20 protein-coding genes and 1 pseudogene are annotated in these 19,866 nt (G+C 71.0%); 9 read left to right on the forward strand and 12 right to left on the reverse strand.

Features of this window, described 5'->3' with window-relative positions; genetic code table 11:
• Nucleotides 1–352: 352 nt before the first annotated feature.
• Entirely contained in the window at nucleotides 353–1,003 is a 651-nt protein-coding gene (locus tag ADK64_RS04005; RefSeq protein WP_053654830.1) for a DNA-3-methyladenine glycosylase, read from the reverse strand.
• A gap of 99 nt (nucleotides 1,004–1,102) precedes the next feature.
• Between ADK64_RS04005 and ADK64_RS04010 the strand changes: the two genes are divergently transcribed.
• The 3 genes from ADK64_RS04010 (at nucleotide 1,103) to ADK64_RS04020 (ending at nucleotide 3,144) form a co-directional block, all read left to right on the forward strand.
• Nucleotides 1,103–1,885 (forward strand): sporulation protein, encoded by a 783-nt coding sequence (locus ADK64_RS04010; protein ID WP_053654832.1) that lies wholly within the window; start codon nucleotides 1,103–1,105, stop codon nucleotides 1,883–1,885.
• A 45-nt stretch (nucleotides 1,886–1,930) separates the two neighbouring features.
• Complete coding sequence (locus ADK64_RS04015) at nucleotides 1,931–2,470, forward strand: YbhB/YbcL family Raf kinase inhibitor-like protein (protein WP_053654834.1); 540 nt, start codon at nucleotides 1,931–1,933, stop codon at nucleotides 2,468–2,470.
• 167 nt (nucleotides 2,471–2,637) lie between these two features.
• Entirely contained in the window at nucleotides 2,638–3,144 is a 507-nt protein-coding gene (locus tag ADK64_RS04020; RefSeq protein WP_053655161.1) for an HNH endonuclease, read from the forward strand.
• Nucleotides 3,145–3,220: 76 nt separating this feature from the next.
• On the opposite strand, the gene ADK64_RS04025 is transcribed toward ADK64_RS04020, so the two are convergent.
• The 3 genes from ADK64_RS04025 to ADK64_RS04035 form a co-directional block, all read right to left on the reverse strand.
• Nucleotides 3,221–4,159: an SPFH domain-containing protein gene (locus ADK64_RS04025; RefSeq protein ID WP_053654836.1), complete on the reverse strand. Its 939-nt coding sequence runs from the start codon at nucleotides 4,157–4,159 to the stop codon at nucleotides 3,221–3,223.
• Between the two features lie 110 nt (nucleotides 4,160–4,269).
• Complete coding sequence (locus ADK64_RS04030; protein ID WP_053654838.1) at nucleotides 4,270–4,701, reverse strand: NfeD family protein; 432 nt, start codon at nucleotides 4,699–4,701, stop codon at nucleotides 4,270–4,272.
• A 61-nt stretch (nucleotides 4,702–4,762) separates the two neighbouring features.
• A complete protein-coding gene (locus tag ADK64_RS04035; RefSeq protein WP_053654840.1) occupies nucleotides 4,763–5,560 on the reverse strand; it encodes an ABC transporter ATP-binding protein in 798 nt (265 codons plus the stop codon).
• Nucleotides 5,561–5,710: 150 nt separating this feature from the next.
• On the opposite strand from ADK64_RS04035, the gene ADK64_RS04040 reads away from it, so the two are divergent.
• On the forward strand, nucleotides 5,711–6,499 hold the full coding sequence (locus ADK64_RS04040; protein WP_078992488.1) for a hypothetical protein: 789 nt from the start codon (nucleotides 5,711–5,713) through the stop codon (nucleotides 6,497–6,499).
• A gap of 83 nt (nucleotides 6,500–6,582) precedes the next feature.
• Here the strand turns inward: ADK64_RS04040 and ADK64_RS48605 are convergent.
• From ADK64_RS48605 to ADK64_RS04055, 4 genes and pseudogenes are all read right to left on the reverse strand, one after another.
• Nucleotides 6,583–6,999 (reverse strand): annotated as a pseudogene (locus ADK64_RS48605) (chaplin); the annotation flags it as partial.
• Nucleotides 6,986–7,231, reverse strand: coding sequence for a chaplin (locus ADK64_RS04045; protein ID WP_053654844.1), 246 nt, complete (start codon nucleotides 7,229–7,231; stop codon nucleotides 6,986–6,988). The gene ADK64_RS04045 and the pseudogene ADK64_RS48605, both read right to left, overlap by 14 nt.
• 183 nt (nucleotides 7,232–7,414) lie before the next feature.
• Entirely contained in the window at nucleotides 7,415–8,056 is a 642-nt protein-coding gene (locus ADK64_RS04050; protein WP_053654846.1) for a response regulator, read from the reverse strand.
• The gene (locus ADK64_RS04055) at nucleotides 8,049–9,227 is read right to left on the reverse strand and encodes a GAF domain-containing sensor histidine kinase (protein ID WP_053654848.1); all 1,179 of its coding nucleotides are present in this window, start codon (nucleotides 9,225–9,227) and stop codon (nucleotides 8,049–8,051) included. The genes ADK64_RS04050 and ADK64_RS04055 overlap by 8 nt, the downstream gene beginning before the upstream one ends.
• A 227-nt stretch (nucleotides 9,228–9,454) precedes the next feature.
• Here ADK64_RS04055 and ADK64_RS04060 point away from each other — a divergent pair, with 227 nt between their 5' ends.
• The 3 genes from ADK64_RS04060 to ADK64_RS04070 all read left to right on the forward strand — a co-directional run bounded on the left by ADK64_RS04060 (nucleotide 9,455) and on the right by ADK64_RS04070 (nucleotide 12,256).
• Nucleotides 9,455–10,150, forward strand: coding sequence for an SDR family NAD(P)-dependent oxidoreductase (locus tag ADK64_RS04060; protein WP_053654850.1), 696 nt, complete (start codon nucleotides 9,455–9,457; stop codon nucleotides 10,148–10,150).
• The gene (locus ADK64_RS04065; protein ID WP_053654852.1) at nucleotides 10,147–11,232 is read left to right on the forward strand and encodes an S-adenosylmethionine:tRNA ribosyltransferase-isomerase; all 1,086 of its coding nucleotides are present in this window, start codon (nucleotides 10,147–10,149) and stop codon (nucleotides 11,230–11,232) included. The genes ADK64_RS04060 and ADK64_RS04065 overlap by 4 nt, the downstream gene beginning before the upstream one ends.
• A gap of 298 nt (nucleotides 11,233–11,530) precedes the next feature.
• The gene (locus tag ADK64_RS04070; protein ID WP_053654854.1) at nucleotides 11,531–12,256 is read left to right on the forward strand and encodes a transglycosylase SLT domain-containing protein; all 726 of its coding nucleotides are present in this window, start codon (nucleotides 11,531–11,533) and stop codon (nucleotides 12,254–12,256) included.
• A gap of 89 nt (nucleotides 12,257–12,345) precedes the next feature.
• Here ADK64_RS04070 and ADK64_RS04075 read toward each other — a convergent pair whose 3' ends face one another.
• Nucleotides 12,346–14,925: an FHA domain-containing protein gene (locus ADK64_RS04075; protein ID WP_053654857.1), complete on the reverse strand. Its 2,580-nt coding sequence runs from the start codon at nucleotides 14,923–14,925 to the stop codon at nucleotides 12,346–12,348.
• A gap of 256 nt (nucleotides 14,926–15,181) precedes the next feature.
• Here ADK64_RS04075 and ADK64_RS04080 point away from each other — a divergent pair, with 256 nt between their 5' ends.
• Complete coding sequence (locus ADK64_RS04080) at nucleotides 15,182–17,257, forward strand: streptophobe family protein (RefSeq protein ID WP_053654859.1); 2,076 nt, start codon at nucleotides 15,182–15,184, stop codon at nucleotides 17,255–17,257.
• 124 nt (nucleotides 17,258–17,381) lie between these two features.
• Nucleotides 17,382–18,605, forward strand: a complete 1,224-nt coding sequence (gene serB / locus ADK64_RS04085) for a phosphoserine phosphatase SerB (RefSeq protein WP_053654861.1) — start codon at nucleotides 17,382–17,384, stop codon at nucleotides 18,603–18,605.
• An 86-nt stretch (nucleotides 18,606–18,691) separates the two neighbouring features.
• On the opposite strand, the gene ADK64_RS04090 is transcribed toward serB, so the two are convergent.
• The 3 genes from ADK64_RS04090 to ADK64_RS48335 form a co-directional block, all read right to left on the reverse strand.
• Complete coding sequence (locus ADK64_RS04090; RefSeq protein WP_053654863.1) at nucleotides 18,692–19,210, reverse strand: SixA phosphatase family protein; 519 nt, start codon at nucleotides 19,208–19,210, stop codon at nucleotides 18,692–18,694.
• 77 nt (nucleotides 19,211–19,287) lie between these two features.
• Nucleotides 19,288–19,494 carry a hypothetical protein gene (locus ADK64_RS04095; RefSeq protein ID WP_053654864.1) on the reverse strand — a complete coding sequence of 69 codons (207 nt, stop codon included), beginning with the start codon at nucleotides 19,492–19,494 and terminating at the stop codon, nucleotides 19,288–19,290.
• Nucleotides 19,495–19,709: 215 nt separating this feature from the next.
• Nucleotides 19,710–19,829 (reverse strand): SGM_5486 family transporter-associated protein, encoded by a 120-nt coding sequence (locus tag ADK64_RS48335; protein WP_267888518.1) that lies wholly within the window; start codon nucleotides 19,827–19,829, stop codon nucleotides 19,710–19,712.
• Nucleotides 19,830–19,866: the final 37 nt, after the last annotated feature.

The raw sequence follows: 19,866 nt of genomic DNA on the forward strand, positions 1-19,866 counted from the left end.
CAGATCTTTTCTCGATCCGATTTCCTCGGTGCTTTCCAGGTTCCCGCTCTCGCGTTTCCCTTTCCGGCGGTTCCGACTCTATCAGATCCTTTCGGCGTCCGATTCCCGGTCGGCGGGATTGTCTCGGGGCTTTGGGCTTTCGCCCGTCGGCCTTTCGACATTCACTACGTTAGCCCATTTTCTCGGCGGCCCATAATCGGGTCTCGGAGTTCGAATTCCGGGCACGCGGGCGCGCCGAAATCGACCCCGACGAGGGGTTGTGACTAGGTAGTGGGTTGGCCGCTCCGGCTGCAGGCGATTGCCGTACCCGGTTCAGCGGCTCGGGATACATTACGCACCTTCCAGGGACGCGTCAACTTGGGCGCCGCTTGGGTGCATGGGCCCGGTAGGGGCTGACTGTCGGGTCGTCAGCGACCCAGTAGCGCCACGGATGGACGTCGCCGTCGCCGCCTTCGCCGGACACGCCGGTGCGGGGACCGTTCCGTACCTGGTGAGCGGGGATCGCCGTACCGGTCAGCATGCGCAGGGGCGTCTCGCCCGGGGCGCACGCATCCGTGCCGTTCAGGGCACGGTCGATCCCGAGAGCCGTGGCCAGACGGGCCGGGCCTTTGGCCAGTTCCTTGTCGTTGCGGGCCGAAAGTCGACGTTTGCGGGCGAGGTCGGCACCCTCGATCACTTCGCCGGCGCGGAGCAGGACGGCGCTCGCCCGGCCCTCGGGACCGCAGACGAGGTTCATGCAGTGCCACATGCCATAGGTGAAGTAGACGTACACATGCCCGGGCCGGCCGAACATCACCTCGTTGCGGGCGGTGCGGCCGCGGTAGGCGTGTGAGCCGGGGTCGTTCGGGCCGTCGTACGCCTCGACCTCGGTGAGGCGCACGGCGATCAGGCCCTCGGGGGTCGTGCGGACCAGGATGCGGCCGAGCAGGTCCGGTGCCACCTCCAGGACCGGGCGGTCGAAGAACTCTCTGGGCAGTGGCGTACGGTCCGGGGACGCGATCATGCCGCCCGAGGGTAGTGCAGACGCGGCATGTCGCCGGCGGAACCGGTCAGGGGCGGATCGCGTTTGTAGGGGCGAGGTCCGTTCGTAAAGGGAGAGTCAATGGCGTTCAAGAAGCTGCTCGCGAGCCTCGGGGCCGGCGGGGCGTCCGTCGAGACGGTGCTGACCGAGGTCAACGTCGTCCCGGGCGGTGTCGTCCAGGGTGAGGTGCGGATCCAGGGGGGTTCCGTGAGCCAGGACATCGAGGGGCTGTCGGTCGGGCTGCAGGCCAAGGTCGAGGTGGAGAGCGGCGACCAGGAGTACAAGCAGGACATCGAGTTCACCAAGGTGCGGCTCGGTGGTGCCTTCGAGTTGCAGGCAGGCGCCGTGCACGCGGTGCCGTTCGGGCTCGAGATCCCCTGGGAGACGCCGGTCACGATGATCGACGGGCAGGCGCTGCGCGGCATGCACATCGGGGTGAGCACCGAGCTGGCCATCGCGCGGGCCGTGGACTCCGGCGATCTGGACCCGATCAACGTGCACCCGCTGCCGGCGCAGAAGGCCATCCTGGACGCCTTCATCCAGCTGGGCTTCCGCTTCAAGAACGCGGACATGGAGCGCGGTCACATCCGGGGGACGCGGCAGACGCTGCCGTTCTACCAGGAGATCGAGTTCCACCCGCCGGCGCAGTACCGGGGTCTGAACCAGGTCGAGCTGAGCTTCGTGGCCGACGAGCACGCGATGGACGTCGTCCTGGAGATGGACAAGAAGCCGGGTCTGTTCAGCGAGGGTTCGGACACCTACCGGTCCTTCCAGGTGGGGCAGTACGACTGGCAGGGGACCGACTGGGCGGCCTACCTCAACCAGTGGCTGTCCGAGGTCGGCAGCAAGCGCAACTGGTTCTAGGCTCGGGAACTGCTGATTCCAGATCATCGATCAGGAGGTACCGAGGTGACCGAGCTCAAGCGGCGGCCGCTCCCCCACGATTTCCATCCGCCCGTGCCGTCGTTCACGGTGACGAGCGCGGACATCGAGGAGGGTGCCACCCTCAAGGACGCTCAGGTCCACGCGGAGGGCAACACCTCGCCGCAGCTGCGGTGGGAGGGCTTCCCGCCTGAGACCAAGAGCTTCGCCGTGACCTGCTACGACCCCGACGCGCCGACCGGCAGCGGGTTCTGGCACTGGGTCCTGTTCGACATCCCGGCTTCGGTGACGGAGCTTCCGGCCGGTGCGGGCAGCGGTAAGTTCGACGGGCTGCCCGACGGGGCGGTGCAGGTACGCAACGACTACGGGTCGAAGGACTTCGGCGGTGCCGCGCCCCCGCCCGGGGACGGGCCGCACCGGTACGTCTTCACGGTGTACGCGGTGGACCAGGAGAAGCTCGGTCCGGATGCCGACGTCTCGCCCGCCGTCGTCGGCTTCAATCTGCGGTTCCACGCGATCGCGCGTGCGCAGCTCATCGGTGAGTACGAGAACCCCGCGCAGGGCTGAGCGCAGCACCACAATTCAGTCGAGCGTTCATTGAACGTTTGCCCGTCTCCGGTCTTGGAAGTGATCGGAGGCGGGCATTTTTTATTGCGTTGTCCATCTCGGCGCGCCCGTCCAGAGTTGATCCGAGCCCGCCGGGGGTGGGCAGGTGCACACGGGAGGTGGGCTGGATGCGTGACACGCTGGTGCTGAACGCGAGCTTCGAGCCGCTGTCGACGGTGACCCTGAACCGAGCCGTGGTTCTGGTGCTCCAGGACAAGGCCGTCGTCGAGCAGGCCCATCCCGAACTGCGCATGCGCGGTGCCGATGTGGACATACCTGCGCCACGGGTGATCAGGTTGTGCAGATATGTACGGGTGCCGTTCCGAAGACAAGCCCCGTGGTCGAGGCGGGGAGTGCTGGTCCGGGACCGGCACCGGTGCGCGTACTGCGGGCGCAGGGCTACGACGGTGGACCATGTGCTGCCGCGGGCGCAGGGTGGGCAGGACACCTGGCTGAATACCGTCGCCGCGTGTGCGGAGGACAACCACCGCAAGGCTGCTAGGACGCCTGCGGAGGCGGGGATGGCCTTGCTGCGGGAGCCGTTCGAGCCGACGCCTGCTGACGCGATGCTCTTGACCTTGGGGCAGGAGGACTTCGCCGCGCTGCCTGAGTGGCTCTCCCGGGATGCGGCCTAGTCGTCTGCCGGGTTCTGTATGACTGCGGCCGCGCCCCGGGAAGGGGTGCGGCCGGAATCGGCGTCGTAGGGATCCCTCAGTCGATGCTCGGCTTCTCCCGGCGTTCTGCGGCGGAGCCTCCGTTGCCCGAACCGCCGCCCAGGGGGCCGAAGTTGCCCATCGCGCCGGAGAGGCCCTTGAGGGCGTCGCCGATTTCGCTGGGGACGATCCAGAGCTTGTTGGCGTCGCCTTCGGCGATCTTCGGGAGCATCTGGAGGTACTGGTAGGACAGGAGCTTCTGGTCCGGGTCGCCGGCGTGGATCGCCTCGAAGACCGTGCGGACCGCCTGGGCCTCGCCCTCCGCGCGGAGCGCCGCTGCCTTGGCCTCACCCTCGGCGCGCAGGATCTGGGACTGCTTCTCGCCCTCGGCGGTGAGGATGGCGGCCTGGCGCGTACCTTCGGCGGTGAGGATCGCGGCGCGCTTGTCACGGTCGGCGCGCATCTGCTTCTCCATCGAGTCCTGGATGGAGGTGGGCGGTTCGATGGCCTTGAGTTCCACGCGGTTGACGCGGATGCCCCACTTGCCCGTCGCCTCGTCGAGGACGCCGCGCAGGGCCGCGTTGATCTCCTCGCGGGAGGTGAGGGTGCGCTCCAGGTCCATGCCGCCGATGATGTTGCGGAGCGTGGTGACCGTCAGCTGCTCGATGGCCTGGATGTAGCTGGCGACCTCGTAGGTGGCCGCCCGCGCGTCCGTGACCTGGTAGTAGATCACCGTGTCGATGTTCACGACCAGGTTGTCCTGGGTGATCACCGGCTGGGGCGGGAACGGTACGACCTGTTCACGCAGGTCGATGCGGTTGCGGATGGTGTCGATGAACGGGACCACGATGTTCAGTCCCGCGTTGAGGGTCCGCGTGTAGCGGCCGAAGCGCTCGACGATGGCGGCGCTGGCCTGTGGGATGACCTGGATGGTCCTGACCAGGGCGATGAAGACCAACACCACCAGAATGATCAGGACGATGATGACCGGTTCCATCGTTTCCCCGTACCCCTCTCCGCCTCAACCTCTTCGGCAGATCTTATGGCTGTGGAAGATCTTGCTGGTCGAGTCTGACAGACCGCGGCCCAACTCGCTGCTCAGATGGCTCAGATGACGATCGCGGTGGCCCCCTCGATCTCCACGACGTCCACCTCCTGGCCGACTTCGTAGGCCCGGTCGGTGTCCAGGGCGCGTGCCGACCAGACCTCGCCGGCGAGCTTGATGCGGCCGCCGGAGCCGTCGACCCGTTCCAGTACGACGGCCTGTTTGCCCTTCAACGCCTCGATGCCGGTGGCGAGTCGGGGGCGTTGCCGGGTGTGCCGGTTGGCGATGGGGCGGACGACGGCGATGAGGGCGACGGAGACGACGACGAACGCGAGGACCTGGATGACGGCGTCGAAGCCGAGTCCGGCGACGACCGCGGCCGCGACGGCTCCCACCGCGAGCATGCCGAACTCCGGCATCGCGGTGACCACGAGCGGGATTCCGAGCGCCGCCGCGCCTACGAGCCACCACACCCATGCGTCGATGTCGTTCACATGGTCATGGTAGGGCCGGGGCCGGGGCGGCGGACAGGGCGCGAAGAGGAGCGCGGAGGGCTCAGGACAGGGGCAGGCCCTGGGCGGTCCAGCGCTCGCCGGCCTGCTCGACGACGAGCGGGAGGCCGAAGCAGCGGGAGAGGTTGCGGGAGGTCAGTTCCAGCTCGACCGGGCCGGCGGCGAGGACCTTGCCCTGGCGGATCATGAGGACGTGGGTGAAGCCGGGGGCGATCTCCTCGACATGGTGCGTGACCATGATCATCGAGGGGGCGATCGGGTCGCGGGCGAGGCGGCCGAGGCGGCGGACCAGGTCCTCGCGGCCGCCGAGGTCGAGGCCGGCGGCGGGCTCGTCCAGCAGGAGCAGCTCGGGGTCGGTCATCAGGGCGCGGGCGATGAGGGTGCGCTTGCGCTCGCCCTCGGAGAGGGTGCCGAACTTCCGGTCGAGGTAGTCGCTCATGCCGAGGCGGTCGAGGAAGGCGCGGGCGCGCTGCTCGTCGACGTCCTCGTACTCCTCCTGCCAGCCGGCGGTCATGCCGTAGGCGGCCGTGAGGACCGTCTGCAGGACCGTCTGGCGCTTGGGGAGCTTCTCGGCGAGGGCGATGCCGGCCACGCCGATGCGGGGCCGCAGCTCGAAGACGTCGGTGCCGGGCTTGCCGAGGGTCTCGCCGAGGATGGTGGCGGTGCCCTTGCTCGGGTAGAGGTAGCTGGAGGCGACGTTCAGGAGGGTGGTCTTGCCGGCGCCGTTGGGGCCGAGGATGACCCAGCGTTCGCCCTCCTTCACCGACCAGGAGACCTGGTCCACCAGAGCCCGGCCCTCACGGACCACGGATACGTCCTGAAGCTCCAGAACATCGCTCATGAGCGCGTTGTCTCCCCTTGCAGTGTGGCCGGTCTCGGCTGTCGCGTACGCCTGTGGCTCGGGCCGCAGTGCCGGTGGGCGCGGCCCTCATGAAATCTACGCCACGAGTGCCCCGCTCCATTCCATCGGTCCGGTCCTTAGGGTGGGGGCATGCTCTCGGAACCGCGCTCAGGACGCCTTGCCGCTTGGGGAAATGCCCTATTGGCCGGACTTGTCTCTCCGGATGACGCCGCGCTCGCCATTGTGGGCGAAGACACGGTGCACCGGGTGGAGGGGCTGCCCGGTGAGTCCGCGCCGGTCGGGCTCACGCTCGCGCTGGGGCGGTTGCGGACGCTGGGGGCGACCGGGCTGCGGGTGGCGCTGCCGGCGCCCGGCCATCCGCTGGGGCTGAGCGGCCCGCCGGAGTTCAATGCCCGGGCGCTGGAGGCCGAGGAGGCGGTGGTCTGCTTCGGGGCCGCGTTCGGGCTGGTGCCTCAGGTGTACGAGGCCGGTCCCGCCGGTGATGTGCATGCCGAGGTGGTCTGGCACGTGCTGCCGGTGCGGGAGGCGCCGCCCGCCGACGTGCCGTCGCTGGGCGAGGCCGAGCGGGAGCTGGCGGAGGCGCTGCGCGAGGCGACCGAGGTGCTCTCGAAGCTGGACGTCGCCGGGTCGGGTCCGGTGGCGGAGGCGGCGATCGACGCGTACCGGGCGCGGGCCGAGTGCGGCCGGCAGCTGCTGGCGCCGGGGTATCCGCCGCGTGCGGTACGGGTGTTGGAGCTGGCGCAGCGGGTCGCGTTGCTGATCTCGCTGGCGTACGGCAACGGGCACGGGGGTGCGGTCAGCTCCGCCGAGATCGCCGCCCGGGCGGAGGCGCTGCGGCCGGTGGAGCGGACGGCTCGGCGGGCGCAGGTCGCGGCGTACAACTCCATCGTGGAGGAGCGGGAGCGCGGGGTGCGGTAGCCGGTCGCGGCGGACAGCGGGAGCGGGGCTCCACGGATCGTGCGTGGCCTGCGGAGCCCACCGCCCTGCTTGTTCGCGACCTTGTCGCCGAACGCGGGGTTCAGGGCGCCGATCAGGTTGGCGGTCGGGCCCGTGGCGTGCACCGGGACGTCCGGCGGAACCCGGGCCACCAGGCCGGAGGCGACGCCCGGGGAGTTCTCGGCCGCGTCCTTCGCGTTGGTGTCGGTGACGGCGGCGCCGACGGAAGCGCCGACGGCGATACCGGTGGCGGTCACGGCGGGAGCGGCCTTCTCGGCGGCGTTCACAGGACGGGTTCCTCCTGCGGGTGCTGGGCCGAGCCGACCGTGGGTCGTGCGCTGATCGACGCCGGAGCGATCCGAACAGGTACGGCGGCTGCAGGTCCGACTGCCCGTTCGGTGCGGTCGGACGACAAGCGGACAGGCCTCCCGGTCACCCGGGAGGCCTGTGGTCACTGGCGGCGGGACCTCACTGGTTGACACCGAGGTTGCCGAAGACCGGGTTCAGCACGCCGACGACGCTCACGCTGTTGCCGACCGCGTTCACCGGGATGTGCACCGGCACCTGAGCGACATTGCCCGAGACGACACCCGGGGAGCCCTCGGCCTGGCCGGCGGCCTGGGAGCCGGCGTGGGCGGAGGCCAGGCCCGCACTGGCGGCCATGAGACCACCGGCCACCATCGTCACGGCCGCTGCCTTCTTCAGGTTCTTCACTTTCCAACCCCTCCTAGACGTTCACCACGGCGGTTCGCCGCAGCACGCACTGGAAAACGGTGTGGCCCGCCGAAGGATGCGCCGTCCGGGTGACATTCCCACGACGGTATGAACCTCAGTCCGGAGCCTGACCCTCGAGGTTGCCGTGAGTGACCGCCGCGGCGAGGCGTTGCGGAGGGCGTTTCAGCCGGTCACGCCGTGGCGTACGGCCCACAGCGCGGCCTGGGTGCGGTCGGCGAGGTCGAGTTTCATCAGGATGTTGGAGACGTGCGTCTTGACGGTCTTCTCGGACAGGACGAGGGCGCGGGCTATCTCGCGGTTGGAGCGGCCGTCCGCGATCAGACCGAGCACCTCGCGCTCCCGCTCGGTGAGCGAGGTGCCTCTGCCCTGGCCGGAGTTGGCCTCCTCCTGGGAGAGCAGGACCTCGGCGACCTCCGGCTGGAGCAGGACGTGGCCGGCGTGCACGGAGCGGATGGCGCCGGCGAGGGCGTCGGGGTCCACGTCCTTGTAGACGTACCCGGCGGCGCCCGCGCGCAGGGCCGGGACCACCGTGCGCCGTTCGGTGAAGCTGGTGACGATCAGCACGCGCGCGGGGTTGGCGAGTTCACGGAGCTTGCGCAGGGCGTCGATGCCGTCCATGCCCGGCATCTTGACGTCCATGAGGACGACGTCCGGGCGCAGTTCCTCGGCGCGGGCGACTCCCCCGGCGCCGTCGACGGCCTCGCCGACCACCTCGATGTCGTCCTGCACCTCCAGGAAGGTGCGCAGGCCCCGGCGGACGACCTGGTGGTCGTCGACGAGCAGCACCTTGATCGGGTCAGCCACCGGGGACCTCCATCTCGATCGTGGTGCCCTTGCCGGGCACCGATTCCACGGTCAGTGTGCCGCCCGCCCCGCTCGCCCGGTCCCGCATCGAGACCAGGCCCAGATGCCGTCCGGCGCGGCGGACCTTCTGCGGGTCGAAGCCGGTGCCGTCGTCGCTGACGCGCAGCACGGCGCCGCCGCCACGCCGGTCCACGCGCACCGCGACGTGCTCGGCGCCGGAGTGGCGCAGCGCGTTGTGCAGGGCCTCCTGGGCGACCCTGAGGAGGGCTTCCTCCTGGGCGGCGGGCAGGGCGCGGAAGCCGTTGCTGGCGAAGGTCACGCGCGCGGTGTGGGCGCGGTCGAGGACCTGGGTCTGGGTGCGCAGGGTGGCGATCAGGCCGTCCTCGTCGAGGGCGGCGGGGCGCAGCTCCACGACGGCTGCGCGCAGTTCGTCGACGGCCTCGGCGGCGAGCGCGGCGACCTGATGGAGTTCGTCCTTGGCGCGGGTGGGGTCGCGGTCGACGAGGGCCGTGGCGGCCTGGGCGGTCAGGCGCAGCGAGAAGAGCTTCTGGCTGACCGCGTCGTGCAGTTCGTGGGCGAGGCGGGAGCGTTCCTCGGCGATGGTGAGCTCGCGGCTGCGTTCGTAGAGCCGGGCGTTGGTGAGGGCGATGGCGGCGTGCTGGGCGAGGATGGAGAGCAGTTCCTGGTCCTCTTCCGTGAAACCGCAACCGCCTTCCGGTTTCGGGCTCGGGGGGTGTGGGGGGTGTCCCCCGGCGGAGCGCAGCTTGTTGGCGAGGAACAGGGCGCCGATGACCTCGTCGCCGTCGCGGATGGGCAGGCCGAGGAAGTCGACCAGGTCGGGGTGTGCGGCCGGCCAGCCTTCGAAGCGGGGGTCCTTGCGCACGTCGGCGAGGCGCTCGGGGCGGGCCTCCTGCAGCATCGCGGCGAGGATGCCGTGCTGGCGGGGCAGCGGGCCGATGGCCTTCCACTGGTCGTCGCTGACGCCGTCGACGACGAACTGGGCGAAGCCGCCGTGGTCGTCGGGGACGCCGAGGGCGGCGTACTGCGCGTCGAGCAGCTCGCGGGCGGAGGCGACGATCGTCTTCAGGACGTCGCGCACCTCCAGATGCCTGCTCATGGCCAGCAACGCGGCGCTCACCGCGGCGAGGCCGGACCGGGGGCCTTGACTCATGTCCTCACGGTACCGGCGGGGTGTGACAGCGCGGATCGGACCGCTGGGGGCCCGGACCGGTCCGCTGGACCTAGGGCGGGTGGCGTAGGTCCCGCGGCCCGGGGCGGGCGGCGTACGCCGAAGGGCCCCCGGGCTTTGCGGCCCGCGTCCGAGGCGGCCGGGGCGGTGCCGTTCCTACGGTGTGCTCACCGCCCGACCGGGCGGTCGGCGACGAGGGGACGGTTGTCATGCCGGTAGCGATCATCACGGGGGCCTCGAAGGGGCTGGGACGGGCGCTCGCCGAGGCACTGGCCGCGCGCGGCTGGGATCTGGTGCTCGACGCGCGGGGCGCCGGGGCGCTGAAGGAGGCCGTGGAGGCGGTCGCCGGGCACGGTACGCGCGTGGAGGCTCTGCCCGGCGATGTCACGGACGCCGGGCACCGGGCCGCGCTGGTGGCGGCCGCGCGCCGGCTGGGCGGCGTCGATCTGCTGGTGAGCAATGCGAGCGCGCTGGGTGCCGAGCCGCTGGTACCGCTGGCCGAGCTGCCGCTGGAGGGGCTGCGGCGGGCGCTGGAGGTGAACGTGGTGGCCGCGCTGGGCCTGGTCCGCGAGGCGCTGTCGCCGCTGCGCGAGTCGCCGGCCGGGACGGTGATCGCGGTCAGCTCGGACGCGGCGGCCGAGGCGTACGGGACGTGGGGCGGCTACGGCGCCTCGAAGGCGGCCCTGGACCAGCTCGCGGCGGTGCTGGGCGTGGAGGAGCCGGGGCTGCGGGTGTGGGCGGTGGACCCCGGGGACATGGCGACGGACCTGTACACGGCGGCCGTACCCGACGACCACGATCCGCGTCAGGCGCCGGAGGCTGTCGTACCGGCGTTCCTGCGGCTGCTGGCGGAGCGGCCCGCCAGCGGGCGGTACGCGGCTCCGGCACTGCTGGAGGAGCGATGAGGACCCCCGTGCGCGTACCGGAGGAGCTGGCCGCGCGGGTGCCGGCCGAGCAGCGGGGGCCGGGGCTGGACCGGGACGCCGTACGGCTGCTGGTCTCGCGCGGTACGGAGGTGACGCATCACGCCTTCCGTGCGCTGCCGCGGCTGCTGCGGGCCGGGGACCTGCTGGTGGTGAACACCTCGCCCACGCGGGCCGCCGCGGTGAACGGGCGGGTCGGGTACGCGCGCGTGGTGGTGCATTTCTCCACGCTCGGCGACGACGGCCGGTGGGCGGTCGAGCTGCGGGAACCGGACGGACGGGGCACCACACGCGCGCGTACGGGTACATATGCGGGAACAGGGGTGTCGCTGCCGGGCGGGACGCGACTGGTCCTCGAGGAGCCCCTGAGCGAGCGCGGGGAGCGGCTGTGGTGGGCGCGGGCCGCCGGGGCGGACGTGACGGAGGTGCTGCGGGAGCACGGGCGGCCGATCCGTTACTCCTATACGGAGCGGGACCAGCCGCTGTCGGCGTACCAGACGGTGTTCGCGCTGCCGTCGGCGGACGGGCAGGCCAGTGCGGAGATGCCGAGTGCGGCGCGGCCGTTCACCACGCGGCTGGTGGCGGAGCTGGTGAGCCGGGGGGTGCAGTTCGCGCCGGTCACGCTGCACACGGGGGTGGCGTCGGCGGAGGCGCACGAGCCGCCGTATCCGGAGCGGTTCGTGGTGCCGGAGGCTTCCGCGCGGCTGATCAACGCGGTGCGGGCCGGTGACGGGCAGGTGATCGCGGTGGGCACGACCGCCGTGCGGGCCGTGGAGTCGGCGGCGGGGCCGGGCGGGGTGGTGCGGGCGGCCGAGGGGTGGACGGACCTGGTCGTCACGCCGGAACGCGGAGTGCGGGTGGTGGACGGGCTGCTGACCGGGCTGCACGAGCCGCAGGCCTCGCATCTGCTGATGCTGGAGGCGATCGCGGGGCGGGCCGCGGTCGACCGCGCGTACGAGGAGGCACTGCGTGGGCTCTACCTGTGGCACGAGTTCGGCGACACGCACCTCATCCTCCGGGAGGAGAACCCTCACACAGAGCGTTGCGATGGCAACTCCTGGTGAAACCGTTACGTCACCGATGTGAGCCCGCACATAGGGTCCACATCACGTACGAACGGACATAGGAGATAAAGCTTCCCCACATGAACGGGACAGACGGTCTAGTCTGTCCCGTTTTGCCCTTACCCGATCCACTACCGGGGATCGTAGGTCACACCTTTGCCTGGGCATTTTGCGCCAGCTAAGAATGGCTCCCGTCGCTCAGCGCCGTGGGTTTCCGCCCCGCAGCGTTCGTGCGGGAGGAGCGATTCCCCCGGCGGACGCAGGAGCGACCTCCGCGCTAACGAGAGGTCCAGCAGCCATGCCCAAGAACATCCTCGGCCGAGTTCATAGTCGTGCCCTGACCAAGCAGGGCAAGATCGCCGTCGCCGGTGCCGTCGCTCTCGGCACGGCCGCCCTGGCCTTCTCGGCCGCCCCCGGCAACGCCGGGACCGTCACCACCGGTGCCACGGCCACGACCGCCCAGGTCGCGAGCAGCGCGCCGCTGAAGAACGTCAAGGGCACGGTCACCGACCAGCTCGCCACCGACACGGTCAAGCTCGACGCCCTCGCCGCGAAGAAGAAGGCCGCCGACGAGGCCGCGGCGAAGAAGGCCGCCGACGAGGCCGCCGCGAAGAAGGCCGCCCAGCAGCGCACCGCGGACGAGGCCGCGAGCCGCTCCGCGCAGCGCCCGCAGATGGAGACGGTCGCCGCCACGACGACGTACGCGAACAACCTCGACGGCTGGATCCGCGAGGCCCTGAGCATCATGCAGGCCAAGGGCATCCCCGGCTCCTACAACGGCCTGCACCGCAACATCATGCGCGAGTCCTCGGGCAACCCGATGGCCATCAACAACTGGGACATCAACGCCATCAACGGCATCCCGTCCAAGGGCCTGCTGCAGGTGATCCAGCCCACCTTCAACACCTACCACGTGTCCGGCACGTCGTGGAACATCTACGACCCGGTCGCCAACATCACCGCCGCCGCCAACTACGCGGCGCACCGCTACGGCTCGATGGACAACGTCAACAGCGCGTACTGAGGCCTGGCGCGGACCTCAGCGACGTGACGCCGAAGGGCGGCACCCCGGAAACGGGGTGCCGCCCTTCGGCTTTCCTGCCGCGCGCGTGCCTACTTGCGCATGACCTCCGGCTCGTGGCGGCGCAGGAAGCGGGCCACGAAGAAGCCGCAGATCACGCCGAGCACGATCAGCGCGACCATGTCCAGGGTCCAGGCCCCGCCCGTGTGGTTCCACAGCGGGTCGGTGCTGCTCGGGTCGTCGGTGTTCGGCGCGATGTTGTTGAAGTCCAGCGTGGCACCGGCCGCGGCCACCGCCCAGCGCGACGGCATCAGATACGAGAACTCGTTGACACCGAGCGTGCCGTGCAGGGTGAACAGGCAGCCGGTGAACACGACCTGGATGATCGCGAACATCACCAGCAGCGGCATGGTCTTCTCGGCGGTCTTCACCAGCGAGGAGATCACCAGGCCGACCATCATCGAGGTGAAGCCCAGCGCCATGATCGGCAGGCACAGCTCGAGCAGCGTCGAGCCGCCGAGCACGACCCCCTGGTCCGGGATCTCCCGGCTGGAGAAGCCGATCACGCCGACCAGCAGGCCCTGGAGCACGGTCACGGCGCCGAGCACGACGACCTTGGACATCAGGTACGCCGACCGGGACAGACCCGTCGCGCGCTCCCGCTCGTAGATGACCCGTTCCTTGATCAGCTCACGGACCGAGTTCGCGGCGCCCGCGAAACACGCGCCGACGGCGAGGATCAGCAGCACGGTGGTGGCCGTGCCGTTCGGGACGTGCGTGCCGGTGATCTTGTTGATCACCGGGTTCACCAGCAGGCCCCGCTTGTGGTCGATCAGGAGGCTGACCGAGCCGAGCACCGCCGGCAGGATCACCGTCAGCGCCAGGAAGCCCTTGTCGGAGACGATGACCGACACATAGCGCCGGATCAGGGTCATCAGCTGCGAGCCCCACGCCTGCGGCTTGGGCGGCTTGATGGCCTGCGGCGGAGGCATGTGTACGGACTGCGGGGCGACCGCGTCGATGTCCGCCGCGTACATCTGGTAGTGCTGCGAGCCCTTCCAGCGGTCCGCCCAGTCGTAGTCGCGGTAGTTCTCGAAGGCGGAGAAGACGTCGGCCCAGCTGTCGTAGCCGAAGAAGTTCAGCGCCTCCTCGGGCGGGCCGAAGTAGGCGACCGCACCGCCCGGCGCCATCACCAGCAGCTTGTCGCACAGCGCCAGCTCGGCCACCGAGTGGGTGACGACGAGGACGGTGCGGCCGTCGTCGGCGAGGCCGCGCAGCAGCTGCATGACATCGCGGTCCATGCCCGGGTCGAGACCGGAGGTCGGCTCGTCCAGGAAGATCAGCGACGGCTTGGTGAGCAGCTCCAGGGCCACCGAGACACGCTTGCGCTGGCCACCGGAGAGCGAGGTGACCTTCTTGTCCTTGTGGATGTCGAGCTTCAGCTCGCGCAGCACCTCGTCGATGCGGGCGTCGCGCTCCTGCCCGGTGGTGTCGGCCGGGAAGCGCAGCTTGGCCGCGTACTTCAGGGCCTTCTTGACGGTCAGCTCCTTGTGCAGGATGTCGTCCTGCGGGACCAGACCGATGCGCTGGCGCAGCTCGGCGAACTGCTTGTACAGGTTCCGGTTGTCGTACAGCACCTCGCCCTGGTTGGCGGGCCGGTAGCCGGTGAGCGCCTTGAGCAGGGTCGACTTGCCGGAGCCGGACGGGCCGATGACCGCGACCAGCGACTTCTCCGGGACGCCGAAGGAGACGTCCTTCAGGATCTGCTTGCCGCCGTCGACCGTGACGGTCAGATGGCGCGCGGAGAAGGAGACCTCACCGGTGTCGACGAACTCCTCGAGGCGGTCGCCGACGATCCGGAAGGTGGAGTGGCCGACGCCGACGATGTCGCTCGGGCCGAGCAGCACCGAGCCGCCCTTGGCGATCGGCTGGCCGTTGACGTAGGTGCCGTTGTGCGATCCCAGGTCACGGATCTCGAAGCGGCCGTCGGGCGTCGAGTGGAACTCGGCGTGGTGCCGGGAGACCTGGAGGTCGGAGACGACCAGCTCGTTCTCCAGGGCACGGCCGATGCGCATCACGCGGCCGATGGAGAACTGGTGGAACGTGGTCGGGCTCCGGTCGCCGTGGACCGGCGGTGCCCCCGCGCCACCACCGGGCGTCTGCGCGTGCTGATCGGCGGGCCCTACCTGCTGCTGCGGGAACGCCGACGCCTGCGCCGGCTGCTGCTGCCACCCGGCGTGCTGTGCCTGCTGCGGTACCGGTGCCTGCTGTACCGGTGCCTGCTGGGCCATGGCCTGCTGCGGTACCGGCGCCTGCTGGGCCCAGCCCGGAGCCCCGGCGCCCTGCGCGGCGTACGGCGCGGACTGCTGCTGGGCGGCCGCGGCACCGGACAGATTCAGCCGCGGCCCGTCGGTCGCGTTACCGAGATGCAGCGCCGTACCCGGGCCGATCTCCGTGTGCTCGATCCGCCGCCCCTGCACGAATGTGCCGTTGGTGCTGCCGTGGTCGTCGATGACCCAACTGCGGCCGTCGAAGCTGATCGTGGCATGCCGCCAGGACACCCTGGCGTCGTCGAAGACGATGTCACCCTGCGGATCGCGGCCGAGGGTGTAGGGCCTGGACGGGTCCAACGTCCAGGTCCGTCCGTTTGATTCCAGTACGAGTTCAGGCACTCCATAGCCCCACTGAGTTGTCCCCCGAGTTACCCCCATCGCAGGGAGTCTAGGGATGTCGAACATCGTGGGGAACTATTTCAGGCTCCGCCCCCTGACCGAAACCCGGGCCTTGCCACGGGTGCGCCCGTGCGCTCCAACTCGCGCCGTTGACGGGGTTGAAACCCGGCCGGAGAGTGGTAATCCCGGCGAGGGGGACAAGCGCGGCCGCGCCACGGGCCGGTGGGATCCGCCATGAGGCGATCGGGGGTCTGCCATGCGTTCTGCCCTGCGTACCGGGACCGCGCGGCGTGCCGGGAGGGTGCCCTGGACGGACGTCCTGGTGTCCGCGATCGCCGCGGTGAGCTGGGCGTTGATCGGGATGGCTGGTACGGCCGCGCTCGGTCTGCATCTGCTCCAGGCGGACACGGCGGGTGCGCTGGGCCCCATGACGGCGGCCGTCGTGGCGCTCGGGGCGGGTGGTTCGGTCGTACCGTCGGGCGATGTATCCGCTTTCGGACTGAAAGGCGCCGAGGCGCACACCGCCATCGAGATCACGCCACTCGGGGTGAGCCTGGTCGGGGCGCTGCTGCTGTCGTGGTTCTTCCTACGGTCCCTGCGCACGGCCGGAGTTGTGATCGCACCCGCCGAACTGCTCACGCGCGCGGGCACCGTGGTCGCCTTCTTCGTGGCGATGCTCGGCGGTCTCGCCTGGGCCGGGCACGACGTCGTCACCATCGACGGCGACTCGCTCGGCGTGGACGAACTCCCGGGCTCGGGCGGCAAGACCGGCGGGCTCAGCATTCCCGGACTGGGGGACGTGGGCGGACCGCTGCCGCACCGGATCGGCGCCCTGATCCACGCCAAGGCCGGCGTCGGCTTCACCGTGGACACCCCGGCCACGGTGCTGGGCGGCCTCGGCTGGTGCGCCGGGGTCCTGCTGATCGCCCTGCTGGCCGCCCGCCGCGCTCCGCTGCCGCCGGGCTGGTCCGCCCTGCACCGGGTGGTACGGCCGGCCGTCTCGGCGCTCGTCGCCGTACTGCTGCTGGCCGTCGCGGCCGGGCTCGCCGCGGCGGCGTACGCGGCGGTCGGCGACGACCATCCGCGGCGGATCGCCGGCGCGGCCCTGCTCGGCGCCGCGAACGGCGTCTGGCTCGGCCTGCCCCTCGGTCTGTTCGTCCCCTGGGACGGCCACGCCACGGGGCTGCTGCGCACGTTCCTCCCCCACCCCCTCGACCAGCTCCTCGGCAGCGGGTCCGACCAGCCCGTGACGCTGGACCGGCTGGCGGCCCTGGACGGCCGGGTGTGGCTGCTGGCGGTGGCGTCCGGGCTGGCGATGCTGCTGGCCGGGGTGCTGACGGCGGTCCGCACCCCGGTGGCAGGGCAGCCCGGCACCGTCCTCACCCTGGCCGCCCGCTGCGCACTGCGCCTCGGCATCGCGACCGCCCTCGCCCTCCCCCTGCTCGCCTGGCTGACGGACGTCTCCGTGACCGCGTCCCTGTCCGTGCTCGGCTTCGACGCCTTCGGCGCGGGCATCACCCTGCACGGCCACCTCGCCGCCGCCCTCCTGCTGGGGGCCGGATGGGGCGCGGGCGCGGGGGCGGCGGGAGCACTGCTGGCCTGGGCCACTGGGGCGGCGGGATCCCAAGCGGTATGGGCGGCTCGGGGGGCCACGGGGGTTGCGGGGGTCAGCTGGGACGGCGGGGACAGCGCGGGTGCCGGGAGCGGCGATGCGGATGGGGGCGGATATTCCGGGTACGGCGGCCGGATCGGGGGTTCGCCGCCCGGTAGCGGGTCGGAGGGTTCGCCGCCCGGCAGCGGGTACGGGGGTTCACCGCCCCGCAGCGGGTCGGAGAGTTCGCCATCCGGCAGCGGCTACGAGGGTTCACCGCCCGGCAGCGGGTACGGGGGTTCACCGCCCCGCAGCGGGTCGGAGAGTTCGCCGCCCGGCAGTGGCTACGGGGGTTCGCCGCCCGGCAGCGGGTCGGAGGGTTCGCCGTCCGGCAGTGGCTACGGCGAAGGGGCCGATTCCCCGGGATACGGCGAAGGCGCCGGGCCGTACGTGCCGGGCGTGCCGTACCGGCCGCCGAACCCCGGCACGAACCCTTACCTCCAGGTACCGGAAGAGCCGCGTGAGGAGCCTGAGGACGCGCGGCCGCCGGGGGCCCGGGACGACGTGTACGGCGCCCCGACCGTCGCCGGGCCGCTCGACCCCGCTCCCCCACGCCCTCGGCGCCGTCCCGCGCCCCGGCCGGACGACCGCTCGCCGGGGCCGGACCGCTCCGCATGGCCGCCACCACCGCCACCACCACCGCCGCCTCCACCCCCGGGGAAGCCGAAACGCCGAGGGTGACCCTCGCCCCCGACCGTCTTCCGACAGCAAGATCCCTGACACCGGTCCGCCATCCATTGTTCCGTGTCCGTCAGGCGGACCTCGGCGGCGGAAGGCACTGGGTGCCGGATACGGTGGTGACACCATGAGCGCTTCGCAGACTCCCGTCTCACAGACCCCCGAGGCCCCCACTCTCCTCGTCAAGATCTTCGGCAAGGACAGGCCGGGCATCACGGCGGGGCTCTTCGACACCCTCGCCGCCTACCTCGTCGACGTGGTCGACATCGAGCAGGTCGTCACCCGGGGCCGCCTGGTGCTGTGTGTGCTGGTGACGCAGCCGCCGGCCGGTCTGGAGGGCGACCTGCGGGCCACCGTGCACAGCTGGGCCGAGTCGATGAAGATGCAGGCGGAGATCATCTCGGGGCACGGCGACAACCGGCCGCGCGGTCTCGGGCGTTCCCTGGTGACCGTTCTCGGCCATCCGCTCACCGCCGAGTCGACGGCCGCGGTGGCCGCCCGGATCGCGAAGGCCGGCGGCAACATCGACCGTATCTTCCGGCTCGCCAAGTACCCGGTGACGGCAGTGGAGTTCGCCATCTCCGGCGTGGAGACCGAGGTGCTGCGCACGGCCCTGGCCTCCGACGCGGGGGCACTGGGTGTCGACATCGCGGTCGTCTCGGCGGGCCTGCACCGGCGCGCTCAGCGGCTGGTCGTCATGGACGTGGACTCCACCCTGATCCAGGACGAGGTCATCGAACTCTTCGCCGCGCATGCCGGCTGCGAGGACGAGGTCGCCGAGGTGACGGCGGCGGCGATGCGCGGCGAGCTGGACTTCGAGCAGTCGCTGCACGCGCGCGTGGCGCTGCTGAGGGGACTGGACGCCTCCGTGGTGGAGAAGGTGCGCAACGAGGTCCGGCTGACGCCGGGCGCGCGCACCCTGATCCGCACGCTGAAACGACTCGGCTACCAGGTCGGGGTCGTCTCTGGCGGCTTCACCCAGGTCACGGACGATCTGAAGGAGCGGCTGGGCCTGGACTTCGCGCAGGCCAACACGCTGGAGATCGTCGACGGGAAGCTCACCGGCCGGGTCGTCGGCGAGATCGTGGACCGGGCGGGCAAGGCGCGGCTGCTGCGCCGGTTCGCCGCGGAGGCCGGGGTGCCGCTGGTGCAGACGGTGGCGATCGGCGACGGCGCCAACGACCTGGACATGCTGAACGCGGCCGGTCTGGGCGTCGCCTTCAACGCCAAGCCGGTGGTCCGCGAGGCGGCGCACACGGCGGTGAACTTCCCCTTCCTCGACACCGTGCTCTATCTGCTGGGCGTCACCCGCGAAGAGGTCGAGGCGGCGGACACGCACGACGAGGGCTGAGCCGCTCCGCCCGGCCCGGACACCGGCCCGGACACGAGAGGGCCCGGTGCCGCGCCTGCGGGATGCCGGGCCCCTCTTCCGGTCCGTCAGGCGTGCGGGCCCCAGAAGTCGACCAGCGTGGCCGCGCCGTGTTCCACGGCCTTCCATGAGCCCTCGAAGGTGAGCACCGCGAAGGCGGCGGTCGGGAAGCCGCTGCGGTTCATCCGTGGCAGGGCGTCACCTTCGGCCTCTCCCGCGAGGGCGTCGGCGAGGGCGTGGATACCCGGGTTGTGACCGATCAGGACGACGTTGCGCACGTCGTCCGGCGTCTCGTTGAGCAGGGCGATCAGCTCACCCAGGGAAGCCTCGTAGACCCGCTCCTCGTAGACGGTCCTCGGTCGCGTCGCCAGCTCCTGGACCGCGAGCTTCCAGGTCTCCCGGGTCCGGGCCGCGGTGGAGCACAGGGCCAGGTCGAAGGTGATCCCGGTTTCGGCCAGTTTGCGGCCTGCGGCGGGGGCGTCCTGACGGCCGCGCTCGGCGAGGGGCCGTTCGTGGTCGGCTTCCTGGCCCCAGTCGGCCTTCGCGTGCCGGAGGAGGACGATCTTGCGAGGTTCTTCAACGCTCATGGCGCCCAGCTTCGCATGAAACGAGCCATGCGGCGCAGGGAGTTGACTTGCGGATTCACCGCGCACGGGGCTCCGGATCAGCGCGCGAGGAGCTGCTGGGCGCGCTCGAAGAGGTGCGTGATCGCGGGGTCGCCGCTCGCCGCTTGGGCGTCCGACGGGTTCAGTATCAGCAACAGCAGTGCGATGAACGCGAGCGCCGGCAGAGCGAGGGCCCACCAGGGCAGCCTGATGTCGACACCGCCCGTGGGCGCCGGGTGGGGCCGGGAGTGGGTGCGGGCCGACATGATCGCCTCCGTGGGGCTTCGAGCAGGTCCGTGACCGCCGTGTGCGGTCACATCTCGAAGCTACGGAATCCGAGGCCGCCAACCCATCCGGAGATCCACCCACTTGACCCTGAGCCTCGCCCCCTAGGGGATGGTGGAGCTAGCCCCACCATCCGCCGCGAGAGGCGGCCGGGAGACGACGGTCACGGGAAGCGATCGTCACCGGGAGGCGGTCCTCACGGGGAGAGGATGATCGCGACGACGGCGATGACGGCGAAGATGGCGAAGAACGAGCCGAAGACGAGCAGCATCTTCTTCTGGCCGTTCTGCGGGTTCGGGTCGAGCACAGGCTGCATGCGGTCAGTCTCGCACCCGTCCCGCGCGCGCGTGCCT

This window comes from Streptomyces sp. MMG1121, assembly GCF_001280015.1.
GTDB lineage: Bacteria > Actinomycetota > Actinomycetes > Streptomycetales > Streptomycetaceae > Streptomyces.